This is a genomic window from Paenibacillus naphthalenovorans (assembly GCF_001465255.1).
In the GTDB taxonomy this organism is placed as follows: domain Bacteria; phylum Bacillota; class Bacilli; order Paenibacillales; family NBRC-103111; genus Paenibacillus_G; species Paenibacillus_G naphthalenovorans.
The window spans coordinates 2,297,575-2,310,583 of record NZ_CP013652.1 but is presented as its reverse complement, the minus strand read 5'-3'; the positions used below and the strand labels follow the sequence as shown (position 1 = coordinate 2,310,583).

At 52.3% G+C, this 13,009-nt stretch carries 14 protein-coding genes and 1 riboswitch; of the genes, 13 read left to right on the top strand and 1 reads right to left on the bottom strand.

Features of this window, described 5'->3' with window-relative positions; translation table 11 throughout:
• Window positions 1-338 precede the first annotated feature (338 nt).
• The 7 genes from IJ22_RS11545 (at window position 339) to sigF (ending at window position 5,976) form a co-directional block, all read left to right on the top strand.
• The gene (locus IJ22_RS11545) at window positions 339-716 is read left to right on the top strand and encodes a cupredoxin domain-containing protein (protein WP_062408912.1); all 378 of its coding nucleotides are present in this window, start codon (window positions 339-341) and stop codon (window positions 714-716) included.
• Between the two features lie 113 nt (window positions 717-829).
• Entirely contained in the window at window positions 830-2,161 is a 1,332-nt protein-coding gene (locus IJ22_RS11540; protein ID WP_062408911.1) for a pyrimidine-nucleoside phosphorylase, read from the top strand.
• Window positions 2,162-2,301: 140 nt separating this feature from the next.
• On the top strand, window positions 2,302-2,802 hold the full coding sequence (locus IJ22_RS11535) for a YhcN/YlaJ family sporulation lipoprotein (protein WP_054817774.1): 501 nt from the start codon (window positions 2,302-2,304) through the stop codon (window positions 2,800-2,802).
• Window positions 2,803-3,025: 223 nt separating this feature from the next.
• Window positions 3,026-4,204, top strand: coding sequence for a D-alanyl-D-alanine carboxypeptidase family protein (locus IJ22_RS11530; protein ID WP_062408910.1), 1,179 nt, complete (start codon window positions 3,026-3,028; stop codon window positions 4,202-4,204).
• 207 nt (window positions 4,205-4,411) lie between these two features.
• The gene (gene spoIIAA / locus IJ22_RS11525) at window positions 4,412-4,765 is read left to right on the top strand and encodes an anti-sigma F factor antagonist (protein ID WP_054817775.1); all 354 of its coding nucleotides are present in this window, start codon (window positions 4,412-4,414) and stop codon (window positions 4,763-4,765) included.
• Window positions 4,762-5,208 carry an anti-sigma F factor gene (spoIIAB, locus tag IJ22_RS11520; RefSeq protein ID WP_054817776.1) on the top strand — a complete coding sequence of 149 codons (447 nt, stop codon included), beginning with the start codon at window positions 4,762-4,764 and terminating at the stop codon, window positions 5,206-5,208. The genes spoIIAA and spoIIAB overlap by 4 nt, the downstream gene beginning before the upstream one ends.
• Before the next feature lie 12 nt (window positions 5,209-5,220).
• Window positions 5,221-5,976: an RNA polymerase sporulation sigma factor SigF gene (gene sigF, locus IJ22_RS11515; RefSeq protein WP_054817777.1), complete on the top strand. Its 756-nt coding sequence runs from the start codon at window positions 5,221-5,223 to the stop codon at window positions 5,974-5,976.
• Between the two features lie 53 nt (window positions 5,977-6,029).
• On the opposite strand, the gene IJ22_RS11510 is transcribed toward sigF, so the two are convergent.
• Window positions 6,030-6,239: a DUF378 domain-containing protein gene (locus tag IJ22_RS11510; protein WP_054817778.1), complete on the bottom strand. Its 210-nt coding sequence runs from the start codon at window positions 6,237-6,239 to the stop codon at window positions 6,030-6,032.
• Between the two features lie 189 nt (window positions 6,240-6,428).
• Between IJ22_RS11510 and IJ22_RS11505 the strand changes: the two genes are divergently transcribed.
• From IJ22_RS11505 to ribD, 6 genes are all read left to right on the top strand, one after another.
• The gene (locus IJ22_RS11505) at window positions 6,429-7,088 is read left to right on the top strand and encodes a stage V sporulation protein AA (protein ID WP_062408909.1); all 660 of its coding nucleotides are present in this window, start codon (window positions 6,429-6,431) and stop codon (window positions 7,086-7,088) included.
• A 13-nt stretch (window positions 7,089-7,101) separates the two neighbouring features.
• Window positions 7,102-7,497, top strand: coding sequence for a stage V sporulation protein AB (locus IJ22_RS11500; RefSeq protein WP_062408908.1), 396 nt, complete (start codon window positions 7,102-7,104; stop codon window positions 7,495-7,497).
• A gap of 29 nt (window positions 7,498-7,526) precedes the next feature.
• Window positions 7,527-9,287 carry a spore germination protein gene (locus IJ22_RS11495; protein WP_082660776.1) on the top strand — a complete coding sequence of 587 codons (1,761 nt, stop codon included), beginning with the start codon at window positions 7,527-7,529 and terminating at the stop codon, window positions 9,285-9,287.
• A gap of 124 nt (window positions 9,288-9,411) precedes the next feature.
• Window positions 9,412-10,743 (top strand): diaminopimelate decarboxylase, encoded by a 1,332-nt coding sequence (gene lysA, locus IJ22_RS11490; RefSeq protein WP_062408907.1) that lies wholly within the window; start codon window positions 9,412-9,414, stop codon window positions 10,741-10,743.
• Window positions 10,744-10,920: 177 nt separating this feature from the next.
• Complete coding sequence (locus IJ22_RS11485; protein WP_062408906.1) at window positions 10,921-11,352, top strand: peptidylprolyl isomerase; 432 nt, start codon at window positions 10,921-10,923, stop codon at window positions 11,350-11,352.
• A gap of 66 nt (window positions 11,353-11,418) precedes the next feature.
• Window positions 11,419-11,598, top strand: a riboswitch (FMN riboswitch).
• Between the two features lie 268 nt (window positions 11,599-11,866).
• Entirely contained in the window at window positions 11,867-13,009 is a 1,143-nt protein-coding gene (gene ribD / locus IJ22_RS11475) for a bifunctional diaminohydroxyphosphoribosylaminopyrimidine deaminase/5-amino-6-(5-phosphoribosylamino)uracil reductase RibD (RefSeq protein ID WP_137669833.1), read from the top strand.

Below are 13,009 nucleotides of genomic sequence, written 5' to 3'. Positions count from 1 at the left end.
TCCTGATCACGTTTATGCGATTCGCAAGTACGCCTCCAGTGATAAAGGAACAGGAGGCCAGGCGTCTTGAACGGGGCAGCGGATTCCAGATCCGTGAAGCGCTTCTTAATATTCGAACCGAGCACTCTGTCCATGCGGCGGAGTTTTAGTATCGATGTTTTGTTGCGTAATAGTTTTATGCTAAAATAGCTTGGGGCATAATAGCTGAAGATGCTGATTAGCTAAATTTGTCACAAATTTTTCACCTGTTCGACCTCAAAGGGCATGTGTAAATTGATGCGTATTTTGTACAATAAGACTATACGTCTTAACGGCTAACAGTAAGGGGGGAATTACCTATGCAAAAATGGGCTATGTTTTCACTATTCATCATCGCTTGTCTCCTTGGTACGGGAGTGCTGTTCCAGAATATCTCGGCGCGTCAAGCGGAGATGGCGCAGGAAGAAGCTGCGGGTCCGACATTGAAGTTCGTTGCTACGAACTATAAGTTCGATCAAGCGGAGTACACCGTGAAAGCCGGCGAAAAAGTGACCGTTTCTTTGCAAAACAAGGAAGGTCTGCATGCGATTGAAATCGTAGGCACGAACGTAAAGCTTGACAACAATACCAAGTCCATGGAAGTGACTTTCGACAAACCGGGCGAGTATGAAGTGCATTGCTCGCTGCCATGCGGTCCAGGCCATGCGGATATGAAAACGAAGCTGATCGTTCAATAATTCAATAACGACTGCACAAGGAAGCTTGAGGGTTTTGGCCTCGGCTTCCTTTTCTTTTGGTCCTGCGGCGCATATAATACTTGTAATATGGTAAAATGCGAGGTGCGGATTACGTGAGGACGGTCGATATCATACATAAGAAAAGGGATGGCGGCGAGCTGACAAAGGAAGAACTGGATTTCTTGATTGAAGGCTACACTCGCGGAGACATTCCGGATTACCAATTGTCTGCGTGGGCCATGGCGGTGTTTTTCAATGGAATGACGGCACGGGAAACGGCTGAGCTTACGATGGCGATGGTCCGTTCGGGCGAGCAAGTGGATTTGAGCTCCATTCCCGGCGTCAAAGTCGACAAGCACAGTACCGGCGGCGTCGGCGATACGACGACCTTAATTCTGGCTCCATTGGTGGCGGCTGCAGGAATCCCGGTAGCCAAAATGTCGGGAAGAGGGCTCGGACACACGGGAGGAACCATTGATAAGCTGGAGGCGATTCCAGGCTTTGAGGTGGAACGCACCAAAGAGCAGTTTCTGAATCAAGTGAAGGAAATCGGTCTGGCCGTCGTGGGCCAATCCGGCAATTTGACTCCGGCGGACAAAAAGCTGTATGCGCTGCGCGATGTAACGGCAACCGTCGAATCCATACCTCTGATTGCAAGCTCCATTATGAGCAAGAAAATTGCATCCGGCGCGGATGCCATCGTGCTGGACGTCAAAACCGGCCGGGGAGCGTTCATGAAATCTCTGGAGGATTCCGTCCGGTTGGCGAAGGCGATGGTGGAGATTGGCACGGAGATTGGCCGTGAGACGGTTGCGGTGATTACGAATATGGATGAACCGCTCGGACCGTCCATCGGCAACGCTCTGGAGGTGCGCGAAGCCATAGAGACGCTGAAGGGGCAAGGACCGGCTGAACTGACGGAGCTTTGCCGGGAGCTTGCTAAGCATATGGTCCTTCTGGGCGGCAAAGCGCAGGATGAAACGGAAGCGAAGCAACTGGTCGCCCAGCTGCTAAAGAGCGGAGAGGCGCTGGAAAAGCTGAAGCAGTTGATCAAGGCCCAAGGGGGAGATGCGCGTGTAGCCGATGAACCCGATCGGCTGCCCGAGGCCGCATACCGGGTGCCTGTGCCCTCCCCTGCCGACGGCTGTATTGCCGCGATCGATGCGGAGGCGTTAGGAGTTACTGCCATGCTGCTCGGCGCAGGCCGCGCCACGAAGGAGGACCCTATCGATTTGGCCGTCGGTATCAAGCTGTTCAAACGCGTCGGGGATGCCGTAAAGGCAGGGGAGCCTCTGGCCGAGCTGTACATGAACCGGAATGAACCGGCTGATACGGCCCGGATGTGCGAGCGGACTGCTGCCGCGTTTACGATTACGGAGGCTCCGGCGCCAAGATCGAAGCTGATTTATGCCGTTGTGACCCGAAACGGAGTGCGGTATCTATAAAAAACAATGACTCGAGCGAAACGAAGCTCGAGTTTTTTCATGCCAAAATTGCTCATGATGGAATCGCCTTTTTTATGCATTTCTTTGTGCTGGATAAAGCATACTACATAGCGAATCAAATACAAGGAGGGGTTATGTGAATGAAAATTCGTAATAGGCTGTTAAGCACATCCGGAATCGCTCTTTGCTGCCTGGCGATGTTAGCCGCCGGCTGCGCGAACCGGCCGCAGGCGCAAAACGACCGGCAGCAGGTTCAGCAGCAAGCTGCGCCAAGCCAGGAAACGCGTCCCTTGAGTGAAACGGAAGAAAGAGTTGAGGTTGCCGATAAAGCCGCTGAAAAAATCGTTTCCGAGGTGCCGGGCGTCCAATCGGCAAACGTTCTGGTGACCCGCCGCAACGCTTATGTCGCCGCTGTACTCAAGGGCGGTCAAACTCAAGTGTCCCAGGACGTCGAGTCTCAGATTGCGGAGAAGGTTCGTGCCACCGACGCAAATATCCGGAACGTTTACGTTTCGGTCAACCCTGATTTTGTGAGCCGGGTAAACCGATATGTTGACGATGTGCAGGCAGGCAGACCGATATCGGGCTTCGTGCAGGAATTTTCCGAGATCGTACAAAGAGTGTTCCCGAACGCAAGGTAATCAGCAAACCCATCAGGGTGCTTTTCTAGTGAAGCCAGAGAATCCGCCCGTCGGATCGCTCTGGCTTTTGTACGGCTGCAGGGGTGTCCTCCCTGGATATTAAGCGAGGCGCTTGCAGCCTGCTCCATTTCTTTTCACCATTGGAATATTTTGTTGGGTAATGGTCAACACTGATTACCAGCAATTTAAACTTGAGCTTCAGTCAGGAGGGGTAGAACAGGCTATGATCAGCAAAGTATTGAAACTAGGGTTATCCGTTCAGCTTTTGCTTCTTCTTATGCTTCCAACCGCTATGGCAGAGGAAGGCAAGGCGGCCCAGCCGATTGACCTGGCGCCGAATTCAACGTCTGCCGTTGTCATGGATGCAGATACAGGAACCATTATTTTTGAAAAAAATAAAGATGCCAAGCTGCCTCCGGCCAGTATCACGAAGATCATGACGATGCTGCTGGTTATGGAAGCACTGGATCAAGGGAAAATCAAGATGGACGAAAAGGTGCGTACCAGCGAATACGCAGCCTCGATGGGCGGATCGCAAATTTTCCTGGAGCCAGGAGAGGAAATGACCGTTGAAGATATGCTCAAGGGCATAGCATTGGCTTCGGGTAATGATGCTTCTGTGGCGGTAGCTGAGAAAATAGCAGGTTCGGAGGAAGCGTTCGTGCGTATGATGAATGAGCGGGCCGAGCAGCTTGGCATGAAAAATACCCGTTTCGTTAACCCGAACGGGCTTCCTGCGGAGAATCACTATTCTTCGGCTTACGATATTGCGCTGATGTCCAAAGAACTGCTGAAGCACGAAGAAATTACTAAATACACAGGCCTGTATCAGGACTACTTGAGGAAAGAATCGCCCAGACCTTTCTGGCTGGTGAATACGAACAAATTGGTTCGTTTCTATACCGGTGCGGACGGACTAAAAACCGGTTATACCAGTGAAGCGAAATTTTGTCTGTCGGCCACGGCCAAAAGGGACAATCTCCGTGTGATTTCCGTCGTCATGGGTGAACCCGACACCAAGACCCGCAATGCGGAGGTAACGAAGCTGTTTGATTATGCCTTCTCCCAGTTTACGAGCCTTCCGATTTACAAAACCGGAGATACAATGGGTGAAATGAGGGTAGGCAAGGGTGAAACCCCTATCGTTCCTTTGACGGCCAAGCATCCCTACAGCGTCCTGCTCAAGAAGGGCGATGGCGTAAACGGCATTCGCCATGAACTGCAGTTGCTGCCTAATTTGAAGGCGCCGATCGCTGCGGGACAGCCGATTGGCAAGCTTGTCGTATACAAAGATGATCAGGTACTCACCGAGTTTGCGCTGGAATCGCCGGTAGATGTAAAAAAAGCCGGTTGGTGGACGCTGACGAAACGGACGGCTAAACGCCTGCTTTTCCTGGATTGAAGTTAGAGATACGCTGCTCACACGAATCGACATCATGAGTCCCCGCAGCAGATGAACGCCGCTAGCGGGGATTTGGTTTTATCCGCTTTGCGCAAGGTGTCGCAATTTTTCTAGTTCTGGCGCTTTTCTTCTAGTTTTGTCGGAGGTGCAGGAGATGGTTTCCTCTGTGTAGAAAAGAGTGGGCATAGACGGGAAGGAGTGAGCAGTTTGAGTTTGCAAATTGAACTTGAACATTATCGTAAAATGCTGATTGTAAGGCTTAAAGGCGAGCTTGACCATCATACGGCGGATACCGTAAAGACGAAGATGGAAGAAGCGATTCTGAGGGGCAACAGCAGCCATATCATTTTGAGCTTAAAGGATCTGACCTTCATGGATAGCTCCGGCCTGGGAGTCATACTTGGACGCTATAAACTGATTACGGCCAGAGGCGGGAAAATGGTTGTTTGCGACGTGAATCCGTCCGTGTACCGTCTTCTTGAAATGTCGGGCCTGTTCAAAATTTTATCGATCCAGGATAACGAAAGAAAAGCGATCCAAAGTTTGGAGGTCGTATCATGAGTGAACGCAACTTTATGACGCTTCAGTTTGCAAGCCGCTCTGAGAACGAATCATTTGCACGTGTGGCCGTTGCCGCTTTTGTATCTCAACTCGACCCGACCTTGAATGAATTGACGGATATCAAAACCGTGGTTTCAGAGGCTGTGACCAACTCCATTATCCACGGTTACGATAATCGTCCGGATGGCGTAGTGACGATTACCGCACAAATCGAAGGGGATACCGTTTTTATCACAGTGGAAGATCAGGGAGCGGGGATCGAGGATCTGGATCTGGCTAAGCAGCCTCTGTATACTTCCAAACCGGAATTGGAGCGTTCAGGCATGGGCTTTACGATCATGGAAAATTTCATGGATGAAATCGAAGTCACTACCGCACTTGGCACAGGCACCACAGTCAGGATGAAGAAGCGAATCGAATCGAAAAAAGCTTTATTCAATTAGGGGTCTGATCTTATGGATGTGGATTTGAAGAACGCCTCTCACAGTTATTTGGACGATGCCGAAGTCAAGCGCTTGATCGCGTTAAGCCAATCAGGGGATGCGCTTGCCAGGGAGACGCTGGTGAACTGCAATATCCGTCTCGTTTGGTCGGTGGTACAGCGGTTTTTAAACCGCGGTTATGAAGCCGAGGATTTGTTTCAGATCGGCTGCATCGGCCTGTTGAAGTCGGTTGACAAGTTTGACCTGTCGTATGATGTAAAGTTTTCAACTTACGCCGTACCGATGATTATTGGGGAGATTCAGCGTTTCCTCAGGGATGACGGAACACTTAAAGTCAGCCGTTCACTTAAGGAGCTGGCCAACAAAATCCGCAAAACCAAGGATGAGCTTTCCAAACGAAACGGCCGCCTTCCCACGGTGAAGGAAGTAGCCGAAGAACTCCAGATTTCTCCTGAAGACGTGGTCTTTGCCCAGGAGGCGAACAAGCCGCTTTCCTCCATTCACGAAACCGTCTTTGAGAACGATGGCGACCCGATTACGCTGATGGATCAGATTGCCGACGAAGCGCAGGACAAGTGGTTTGATAAGCTTGCGTTGAACGAGGCGATCGGATCATTAAGCGAGCGGGAGCGTTTGATCGTGTATCTGCGGTATTTTCGGGATCAGACGCAGTCGGAGGTCGCAACCCGTCTTGGGATTTCTCAAGTGCAGGTATCCCGGCTGGAGAAAAAAATACTGCAATCCATAAAAAACCAAATTGCACAGTGAGGTTTAAAGAGGACGAGCCGTAGCTCATCCTCTTTTTGTTTATCCGGGAAAAGTTATCCGGCTTTTACGTCGTCGCGAAACAACAGCCCGATGCAGTAAAGGCCGGCAAGTCCGACCAGGGTATAGACAATACGGCTTAAGCCGGAAGATTCGCGGTGAACATCTCCTCCCAGCAGCGCCGTAACCAAATCCCATTCAAATAATCCCACAAGCAGCCAGTTCAGTGCCCCGATAACCACGAGCGTTAAAGCTGTTTTTGTCATGTCCTATGACACCTTTCTTGTGTTGAGAGTGAGTTCATTGTTAATAAGCTTAGTTTTTGTTAAAAAATCTCTCATTATGCTGCCTGCGGCAAGTTAAATTATGCCAAAAAAAGGCGTGTTTATGACAGTGGATTTTTATTCATACTAAGGCAAACAAGACAAACTGCGTCAAAAGGGAGGAACTGCAACATGCCGTCTGCTTCTGTTCCATCCCTGTATATACGTTTGCGCAAAAAAATGCAAGTGCGCCGCGGTGAACCGGTATATCTGGGACAAATTGCACAATTGCTGGCGGAGCCGGAGTATGAGCAAAAGCTGCAGATGCTGGAGCTGTACCGTCCCGACGAACAGGACGGAAGCCTGGTGCTGATCGATATGATGCTGATTGTCCGCAAGGTGAAGGAGCTGTATCCTTCCATGCAAATCGAGCTTTTTGGGGAACCTCATGCGCTGATTGAAATCCAAGGGCGCTCGAAGCCCCCCAGCCTGGTGTTGATCGTGCTCGTCTGGCTGCTGCTGTTTGTAGGATCGGGGTTAGCCATCATGAACTTTCACGCGGATGTCAGCATGGCCGAAGTGCACCGGCATATTTATAAACTTCTTACCGGCAAGGAGACAGAGCATCCGCTGCTGCTGCAAATTCCTTATTCGATCGGGATCGGCATCGGGATGATGACGTTCTTCAACCATTTGTTCAAGAAAAAATTCAATGAAGAACCGAGCCCGCTTGAAGTGGAAATGTTCATGTATCAGGAAAACCTGAATCATTACATCATTACAGATGAATATGGAAAAATGCAAGCAAAGCATTCTCGGGAGGAGGAGGCGACTTCTCATCGGGATTCTTGATGTCCTGCTTCAGATGTTTATCGGGATCGGCGGCGGACTGGTGGTTGGCAGCGGTATGGTAGCGTTTCTGGTCGTGCTGGATGTCATCCCCCGATTGGCTCAAATTACCAGATCGTATAAAAACATCCGGTCTTATGAAATAGCCGTTATTTTCGGCTCGCTGTTTTTTACGCTGACCGATTTTTTTGAATGGACGTATTTTCTTTTTCCGATGGCTGCGGCAGGGTTCGGTCTGTTTGCCGGTATCTTTGTCGGAATGCTCGCGGCCGCGCTGACAGAAGTGATTAATGTGCTGCCGATTTTGGCCAAGCGGATCCGTATGGAGCCATTTATGATTTGGCTGCTGATGGCGATGATTTTCGGTAAAGTCATCGGGTCGCTAATCGATTGGCTGGGTGTGCTGAAGTGATTCTTATTCGTATCAAGGAGGATAAAGGGATGAAGCCGTACAAAAGAGCGAAGCTTTTGAGGGTCCGAACGGGTTCGGACCCTGAGAAGGAAGATAGGCAAAACGGAAAATCGGAGGAGAAGCTGGCTATAGACAGCGAGGGAAACATTATTGACAACTCCGAAACCGAATCGGAGATGCCGCAGCCTCACATCGAATCAGAAGCTTCATCCGGCGGCAGTCCTAAGGGAGAATCCGGCTCTTTTCATCAAGAATGGACATTGACTGAAGAAGAACGCGAGCTGATGAAGGATACATCCATTTCAAAGGATTTCGGGCGTTTAAAAAGGCAGCTGGAAGAGCAGGTGGGGTTGAATAAAAGCTTCGATGTGGTGTTCCGGGAAATGGTGTTTGGAGGTCAAAATACCGGCATATTTTATTACAACGGATTTGCTAAGGATACGGTGCTGACCGATATTCTGGTGCGTCTATCCTATGCGGATCAAAGGCATCAGGACGACGGGCACACAGCAGGCCAAGGCGATCGGGGCAAGGAACAGTCGGATGTGATCGCGCTTTTCGAGCAAGCGCTGATTCCCCATATTCAAGTGACGAAGACAAAGAAGCTGAAAGAAGCCATTGATCATGCGGCGATAGGCGGAACGGCTTTTTTCTTCGAAGGCTACGAGGAAGCGGTGCTGGTGGATGCCAAAAGCTTCCCTGTCCGCTCCACGGAGGAACCGGATCTGGAGCGGGTAGTGCGCGGGTCGCGGGACGGTTTTGTGGAAACGCTGCTGACGAACGTAACCCTGGTGCGCCGCAGAATTCGCGACCCCCGTTTGAAGCTGGAAATCACCCAAGCCGGTAAACGGACGCAGACCGATATCTGCATTGGGTATATTCAGGATATTTGCGATAAAAATTTGGTGGAAGCGGTTCGCGACAAAATTCAACAGGTCGATGTGGACGGGATGCCGTTAGCAGAGAAGCAGCTGGAAGAGGCCATCATTGGCAAAGGGTGGAATCCTTATCCTATGGTACGGTTCTCCGAGCGTCCGGATGTCGTCTCGGCGCATTTGCTGGAGGGACATTTGATTGTGTTCGTCGATACGTCGCCTTCCGTCATGATCCTGCCGACGACATTTTTTCATCATGTCCAGCATGCGGAAGAGTACCGGCAAACCCCGCTGACCGGAACCTACCTGCGCTGGGTCCGTTTTTTCGGCATTGCCGCTTCGCTTTTCCTGCTGCCGCTCTGGATGCTGATGGTGATCGCGCCGGAACTCAAGCCAGCGGGACTGGATTTCATCGGACCGCAGAAGGAGGGGAAAATTCCGCTGCTTGGCCAGTTCCTGATTGCCGAGTTCGGACTGGATTTAATGCGGATGGCAGCGATTCATACGCCTACTCCGCTGGCGACGGCGATGGGCTTGGTCGCGGCGATTTTGATCGGAGACGTGGCGGTGAAAAGCGGATTATTCGTCAATGAGGTGATTTTGTATCTTGCCGTGGCGGCTGTCGGTACCTTTGCCACACCGAGCTATGAGCTCAGCCTCGCGAACCGGTTGGCCCGGTTGGGTCTGCTGTTGGCGACGGCCGTCTTCAAGGTGCCCGGTCTTGTGATTGGCTCTACCTTGCTTGTCCTTATGCTGGCGCTCCAAAGATCTTATAACACGCCGTACTTATGGCCGGTTATACCGTTTAACGGCAAAGCGTTGGCCGACATTATCATCAGACGCCCGTTTATGTCGATGAAAACCCGGTTAAGCATCACCAAACCGACCGACAGGACGAGGCAGCCGCAGCCCTGACAGACCTGCCTTTATCAAACCTTACGGCTTTGCGCTTAAGGAAAGGTTTTGCTTATTGTCAGTCCGAGTCCATCTGTGTTACTTTAGAAGAAATGTCTAGTTAGGGAAGAGGGAATAACACACGATGTATTTACACGGCACAAGTAAAATCAATGACAATGGGCACCTTGAAATCGGTGGCTGCGATACAGTAGAATTGGCAAAGAAATTCGGCACTCCGCTTTATGTCATGGATGAAGCGCTGATTCGCCGGCGGTGCCGCGAATTTGTAGAGGCTTTTCGCCATTCAGGCCTCCGCTTCCAGGTAGCTTACGCCAGTAAAGCGTTCAGCGTCATGGCGATGTGCCGCATCGTGGAGGAAGAAGGCATGTCGCTGGACGTCGTGTCCGACGGCGAGCTGTACACTGCGCTGCAGGCAGGATTTCCGGCGGAGCGGATTCATTTCCACGGCAACAATAAGACGCCATACGAATTGGAGATGGCCGTCGATGCGAAGATCGGCTGCTTTGTCGTCGACAACTTCGTGGAGCTGCATATGCTTAATGCGATTGCAGCCGAGAAGAAACAAAAGGTGAACATCCTGCTTCGCATTACTCCGGGAGTCGATGCGCATACGCATGAATATATCTCAACGGGTCAAACGGATTCCAAATTCGGATTCGATTTGGAGAACGGCTCCGCTATGCAAGCGGTCAAAGAAGCATCGGATCTGTCTCATTTGATTCTGCTCGGCGTGCATTCCCATATCGGTTCGCAAATTTTCGAGGTGGGCGGATTCCGTTTGGCGGTGGACAAAGTGACTGACTTTGCCTTGAAGGTGCGTCAGGAGCTTGATGTGACGTTTAGCGTCATCAATCTGGGCGGCGGTTTTGGCATTCGCTATGTCGAGGGGGATACGCCCTTGCCTGTGGCGGAATATGTCAAAGCGATCACGGATGCGGTCCGCGGCAATTTCGGGAACCACGCATATCCGCTTCCGGAAATTTGGATCGAGCCGGGGCGCAGCATTGTAGGCGATGCGGGAACGACTTTGTATACCGTCGGCACGTATAAGGACATTCCGGGCGTCCGCAAATATGTAGCGGTGGACGGCGGCATGACGGATAATCCGCGTCCTGCTTTGTACGAAGCGCAGTATGAAGCCATGCTTGCCAACCGCGCGCATGACCCGAATGAGGAAGTCGTCTCCATTGCAGGCAAATGCTGCGAAAGCGGAGATATGCTGATCTGGGATGTGAATCTGCCGAAGGTGCGGACAGGTGATTTGCTTGCCGTAGCCTGCACCGGCGCATACAATTACGCGATGGCCAGCAATTATAACCGCATTCGCCGTCCGGCGGTCGTTTTTGTGAAAGACGGGCAAGCCGACGTGGTCGTTAAACGCGAGACGTTTGAGTATCTTGTGGGGAATGACGTCGTGCCTGAGCGGATGAAGCAGGTAACGAAAACAACATAATGGAAGAGACGCTCAGCTGACGGCTGGGCGTTTTGTTGTCATATTGAAACGGCACACGGATCTACCATTTGTGTGGAGCTGATTTTCATAGTAAAATAGTTGAGGACAACCTGGGATATTTGCTGAAGCATCATTTCCGGTTACATATATGACGAAAATAAGGAGATGTATATACCTATGGCAAAGCAAGCAACCATCAAAATGGCTGACGGAAACGAAATCGTACTGGAACTGTTCGACAAGGATGCTCCGAATACCGTAGCTAATTTCGAAAAGCTGGCAAACTCCGGTTTCTATAACGGCCTTGTATTCCACCGCGTCATTCCTGGATTTGTAGCTCAAGGAGGATGCCCTCATGGAACGGGAACCGGCGGCCCCGGATACACGATCAACTGCGAAATCAACCCGAACAAGCACGAGCGCGGTACGCTGGCTATGGCGCATGCAGGCCGCAACACCGGCGGAAGCCAATTCTATATTTGCTACCAGCCGCAGCCTCATCTGGACGGCCAGCACACGGTGTTTGGCAAAGTCGTAAAAGGCATGGAGCACGTCGATGCCTTCAAAGGCCGCGACAAAATGGAGTCCGTTCAGGTCACTGAAGTATAAATTATTGGAATCGGTATAGACAAAGTTTACTCCAAGCGTTATACTGGGTTTTAAAAATAACATAGCTGGAACCTTCGGGGCAGGGTGAAATTCCCAACCGGCGGTGATGACAAGCGGCGTTAGCTGCTTGACTCAGTCCGTGACCCGTGCGGCGGCCATGCGCCTTGTATTAGGCAGGCATCCGTTGCCGGTGGACTCGGTGAAATTCCGAGACCGACAGTATAGTCTGGATGGGAGAAGGGGAAGGCCAAGCAAGAGCAAATCTTGTCATTTGCATATGTGCGTAATTTCACAAGGAAGCTGCCGCGTCCGCCGGCTTGTCGATGTCTGACAAGCCGAAATGGTTTACCGGAGGTAACGGCGGTATCGGCGTCCTGTTCCTGTGCAATTCCACGGCATTCCCATACGTTAACAATCCCATGCCCCTTTTGTATTGCGAAAGGCGGCTTTTTTGCGTTGGCCGCAAAGTTTCGGCCAGCTGCATCATCAAGAGAATGGGGGGCGGATCATGACGATGCCTACGGGCGGTATTAACGATGAATTTTATATGCGGCTTGCCCTGCAGCTGGCCGCTTCCGCCTCGGGACAAACGGGCATTAATCCCGTCGTCGGCTGCGTGCTTGTCAAGGAAGGCCGAGTTGTCGGTATGGGCGCGCATTTGAAACGCGGTGAGGCGCATGCCGAAATTCATGCGCTGCAAATGGCCGGAAGGCAAGCGCAGGGCAGCACGGTTTATGTCACGCTCGAGCCCTGCAGTCATCACGGCAAGACGCCGCCGTGCAGTGACCGGCTCATCCGTGAAGGCGTAAAACGGGTCGTGATCGCGGCGACGGACCCGAACCCGCTGGTGGCGGGGAGCGGCATCGCGAAGCTTCGCGCGAGCGGCATTGAGGTGACGACGGGCGTGCTGGAGCGGGAGGCTGTGAAGCTGAATGAAGCGTTCAACAAGTTCATCGTCACCCGCCAGCCGTTCGTCACCGTCAAGAGCGCCAGCACGCTGGACGGCAAAATCGCCGCCAGAACAGGCGACAGCAAGTGGATTACGGGCGACGGTTCCCGCTCATACGTTCACACGCTGCGCCATCGTCATCAGGCGATTATGGTCGGCATCGGCACGGTACTGGCCGATGATCCGGCCTTGACGACCCGGCTCCCGGTGCCGGGTCTGAATCCCATCCGCGTCGTCGTCGACTCGACGCTGCGCATCCCGCGCGACGCACGGCTCGTGCGGGACGGCGAGGCGCCCACGGTCGTGCTGACGACCGAACGGGCGCCCCAAGCGCGCCGCCGCGAGCTCGAAACGCTCGGCGTCGAGGTCATCGACTGCGGCCCGGGGCCGGCAGTCGATCTACGCGCCGCCATGGAGCGGCTGGGCGAGCGCGAGATCGGCTCGCTGCTTGTCGAAGGCGGCGGCAAGCTGAGCGGCGCGCTGCTGGAAGCACGCCTTGTGGACAAATTGGTGCTCTTCTACGCACCAAAGATCATCGGCGGGGGAGCGGCAGCCCCGGGCAATTTCGATTTTCCCGGATTCGGGAGGATGCGGGAAGCTATAGCATTGGAGCGTCTGGAGGTTGAACGCTTCGATAACGACATCTGCATCTCCGGGTATCCCCGGTATGAAGCAGAGAGTGATACCGAAAATGAAAGCGGGGGGTAA

What these genes read in the sequence shown, in the direction of transcription:
- sigF (WP_054817777.1), top strand. Translation starts at nt 5,221, where the DNA reads ATGGATGTGGATTTGAAGAACGCCTCTCACAGTTATTTGGACGATGCC.
- IJ22_RS11510 (WP_054817778.1), bottom strand. Translation starts at nt 6,239, where the DNA reads ATGACAAAAACAGCTTTAACGCTCGTGGTTATCGGGGCACTGAACTGG.
- ribD (WP_137669833.1), top strand. Translation starts at nt 11,867, where the DNA reads ATGCCTACGGGCGGTATTAACGATGAATTTTATATGCGGCTTGCCCTG.
- IJ22_RS11530 (WP_062408910.1), top strand. Translation starts at nt 3,026, where the DNA reads ATGATCAGCAAAGTATTGAAACTAGGGTTATCCGTTCAGCTTTTGCTT.
- IJ22_RS11545 (WP_062408912.1), top strand. Translation starts at nt 339, where the DNA reads ATGCAAAAATGGGCTATGTTTTCACTATTCATCATCGCTTGTCTCCTT.
- IJ22_RS11485 (WP_062408906.1), top strand. Translation starts at nt 10,921, where the DNA reads ATGGCAAAGCAAGCAACCATCAAAATGGCTGACGGAAACGAAATCGTA.
- spoIIAB (WP_054817776.1), top strand. Translation starts at nt 4,762, where the DNA reads ATGAGTGAACGCAACTTTATGACGCTTCAGTTTGCAAGCCGCTCTGAG.
- IJ22_RS11495 (WP_082660776.1), top strand. Translation starts at nt 7,527, where the DNA reads ATGAAGCCGTACAAAAGAGCGAAGCTTTTGAGGGTCCGAACGGGTTCG.
- IJ22_RS11535 (WP_054817774.1), top strand. Translation starts at nt 2,302, where the DNA reads ATGAAAATTCGTAATAGGCTGTTAAGCACATCCGGAATCGCTCTTTGC.
- IJ22_RS11505 (WP_062408909.1), top strand. Translation starts at nt 6,429, where the DNA reads ATGCCGTCTGCTTCTGTTCCATCCCTGTATATACGTTTGCGCAAAAAA.
- IJ22_RS11500 (WP_062408908.1), top strand. Translation starts at nt 7,102, where the DNA reads ATGTTTATCGGGATCGGCGGCGGACTGGTGGTTGGCAGCGGTATGGTA.
- lysA (WP_062408907.1), top strand. Translation starts at nt 9,412, where the DNA reads ATGTATTTACACGGCACAAGTAAAATCAATGACAATGGGCACCTTGAA.